The following is a 2,952-nucleotide window of genomic DNA, read 5'->3' as shown; positions in this document are numbered from 1 at the left end:
GACCACGAAAGATCCGGGCTAAGCGCAGAAGCCATCACGGAGACGTTGCTGCCGCAACTCACCGCACTGATGAGCACGAGCGAGCCGCGTGCTGAGGGTTCATGCCGGGCGACGACCTCGGAGCCGCTACCGCCGATCAGCGAGAGCTCCCCCGACGACACTGCCTAGGCCCCTCGACCGGGAGCAGACGACAAAAAGATTGCCGGCTCCCTGACACACGGACCATAAGGTAGATCCGAGCCACCGCCTGAGCCCCCAAGTCCGCCTCTGACTGATCGGATACCCCCTACCACCAGGGCAGGATGTGGCCATTCAACTCGCACCCAGCACAAGATTGCTCGGACTCAACTGGGGCGAGCGGACGTCGTCAGATACGGCTTCGAACGTCTCCCGCGATGCCGACCTTGTAGCGTTCACCTGCCCCAAGAGGCTGTCCGCGTTCTCATGCTGAATTCAATTGAGCGCATTCTCCAGTCAATGCAACAGTCTGCCGCGGGTAAGTGCTTTTCCACAGGAATGAGCGCTCCAGCGTTGCCTGTCCGGGGTGCGCGGTAGCGTGCTGTACAGCCGATGGAGGGACGTACGTGGCACTGATGGACGACCTGCTCAGCAGGGGAATCGAGATCGCAACCCAGCCGTGGAAGACGCGGGCGGGTTGGACTGTGCCCGAGTCCACGGACCTCGCTCTCGCGAAGAACGAGGGCGTCTACCTGGACGCGACGTACCTCTACGCCGACCTGGGAGACTCGACCAAGCTGGCTCAGGCATGCACCGCTGAGGACGCCGGGAAGGTCATCAGGATGTTCCTGTCCTACGCCAGCTCGTGCATCAAGGCCAACGGCGGCGCCATCCGCAGCTTCGACGGTGACCGGGTCATGGGGATCTTCGTCGGCAAGGATCAGTGCGGTGAGGCCGTCAGAGCGGCCCTGAACCTCGACTACGCCGTCAACATCTTGATGGACATGTTCATCGAGAAGTCCCTGCCGGACGTGGCGGCGGTCTGGAAGACTCGGCACTGCACGGGTATCGACCGCGGGCAGGCGCTGCTCACGCGCGGTGGCGTGCGCTTGGACAACGACCTGGTGTCGATTGGTCTGGCCCCCAACCTGGCCGCAAAGTTGAGCGACAAGCGGGACTTCCCGTACTGCACGTACGTCACGTCGCGAGTCCTCAATCCCTTGAGCTATAGCGACTGCCAGGTCGACGGGGACTGGATCTGGAGGTCCGTGGGCGAACAGGTAGTGGGCGATGCAGTCGTGAATCTTTGGAAAACCGAAAAGTGGCGGAAGCCAGCATGAGGGGGAATCCGTGAGTCTGAAGGACGAGCTCGAGACATCGGTGAACGATCTACTGGCTGCTGAGTGGAACAGGCAGGACGCCACGACGGTCCCAGCGACGGACGGCGTCGTCCTCAAGAACGGCGCTAAGGATGTTGACGCGACCTACGTCTATGCTGACCTCGCTGGATCCACCAAACTCGCTCAGTCGACTAAGGACTGGGCAGCGGCAAAAATCATCAGGGTCTACCTCAGCACAGCAACCAGGATTCTAAAGGCGAACGGTGGAGAAATTCGGAGCTTCGATGGTGACCGGGTGATGGCCATCTTCATCGGAGCCAGCAAGAACACCGCGGCAGCCAAGGCCGGCTTGCAGATCAACTGGGCTATCGACAACCTCATTCAACCGACACTGGACGCGAAGTGGTCCTCCCTGTCTTGGAAGTGCGATCACGGGGTGGGCATAGACACTGGCAAGGCCATGATCGTGCGTGGCGGCGTTCGCGGTGATAACGACCTTGTCTCAGTGGGGTCAGCTCCCAACATAGCTGCAAAACTCAGCGGCGTGCGCACAAGCGGAAAACGGGTGCTCATCTCTGCTGCTGTGTACCGTCTGCTTCACGAGAGCGCCAAGTTGGGCGGCAAGGCCAAGACTGACATGTGGACCCAGCTAGGCACAACCTCGTTCGGCGGAAAAGCAGTCACGTACTACGGTTCGAATTGGCGCTGGTCGCCGTGAGCACCCACGACCCCCTAGACACCGCCTGGCGTATCCACAGCACCGTCTTGGACTGGACTGCCCGTGCTGAGACCAAGGCGTCCTTCACGTTGACGATCGCCTCAGCGGTCATCGCTGGCGTGGTGGCGCTCAGTGCCGGCGACAGGCGCTTTGGCAACATCAACGAGGGCGCCGAAGTGGTCACGTACAGCCTGGGCTTGATCTCAATGCTCATGTCCGTGGTGGCCGCTGCCTGTGCTGTCTACCCCCAGACCCGGCGTGAGGCAGTCGAAACAGAGGCCCCTGACAACTTCATCTTCTTTGGACACCTCACGTTTCGTAAGGCCAGCGAGCTCGAGGACGCCCTGCGCCATCAGGACCCGCTTCCCGTGCTGAGCCGTCAACTGGTGCGGATCAGCAAGATTGCTTGGTTCAAGCACCAGGCGGTGGCCTGGGCGATGATGCTGGGCGGGGTCGGCGTCCTGTTCCTTGTCATGGCCTACGCGTTCGCCACCCCCGTGGTCAGCAGTACGACGTAGGTTCGAGGGTGTGCGCTGGCCCCGTCCGGGGACGGCAACGAGCGGGGAGACCCCAAGCCCCCTCCGCCCCGGTAGATAGTCCTGATCTGAGCCCCCGACGTACGGGCATCCCGGACTCTTACCCGTCAGACCAAGAACGGCGTCCGGTGCGGCAGGTGGGGCTCGAACCCCACGACCGACAGGTTATGAGGTCAATCCCGTGGAAGCCTCTACAACCATTCCCGCCTCTGACCTGCGCGGATACCGCCCAACACCACCCGAGAGATGTGGCCACATCGGACTCGTTTGCGGACTCAGTGCGGACTGCACGGGCGGCCTCGCGACAGCGCAACACGGAGTGGAGTCCAGCGGGGTGGTGTACGAGCCCAGAACGGTGACCACGTCGTCGTAGACGAGGCCGCCCCCCCTCTGATCGCGG

At 62.3% G+C, this 2,952-nt stretch carries 3 protein-coding genes; all 3 read left to right on the top strand.

Annotation, left to right across the window (positions count from 1 at the left end; all coding sequences use genetic code 11):
• Positions 1–593: 593 nt before the first annotated feature.
• From ACR80Q_RS18190 to ACR80Q_RS18180, 3 genes are read left to right on the top strand one after another with little or no spacing between them, the layout of a single operon-like run.
• Positions 594–1,298: an adenylate/guanylate cyclase domain-containing protein gene (locus ACR80Q_RS18190; protein ID WP_435379067.1), complete on the top strand. Its 705-nt coding sequence runs from the start codon at positions 594–596 to the stop codon at positions 1,296–1,298.
• A gap of 10 nt (positions 1,299–1,308) precedes the next feature.
• Positions 1,309–2,016, top strand: coding sequence for an adenylate/guanylate cyclase domain-containing protein (locus ACR80Q_RS18185; protein ID WP_435379066.1), 708 nt, complete (start codon positions 1,309–1,311; stop codon positions 2,014–2,016).
• Positions 2,013–2,534: a Pycsar system effector family protein gene (locus tag ACR80Q_RS18180; RefSeq protein WP_435379065.1), complete on the top strand. Its 522-nt coding sequence runs from the start codon at positions 2,013–2,015 to the stop codon at positions 2,532–2,534. The genes ACR80Q_RS18185 and ACR80Q_RS18180 overlap by 4 nt, the downstream gene beginning before the upstream one ends.
• The last annotated feature ends 418 nt before the right edge of the window (positions 2,535–2,952 follow it).

This window comes from Aquipuribacter aurantiacus (assembly GCF_051216895.1).
In the GTDB taxonomy this organism is placed as follows: Bacteria; Actinomycetota; Actinomycetes; order Actinomycetales; family JBBAYJ01; genus Aquipuribacter.
The sequence above is the reverse complement of the archived record's forward strand: the minus strand, read 5'-3'. Positions and strand labels throughout refer to the sequence as shown.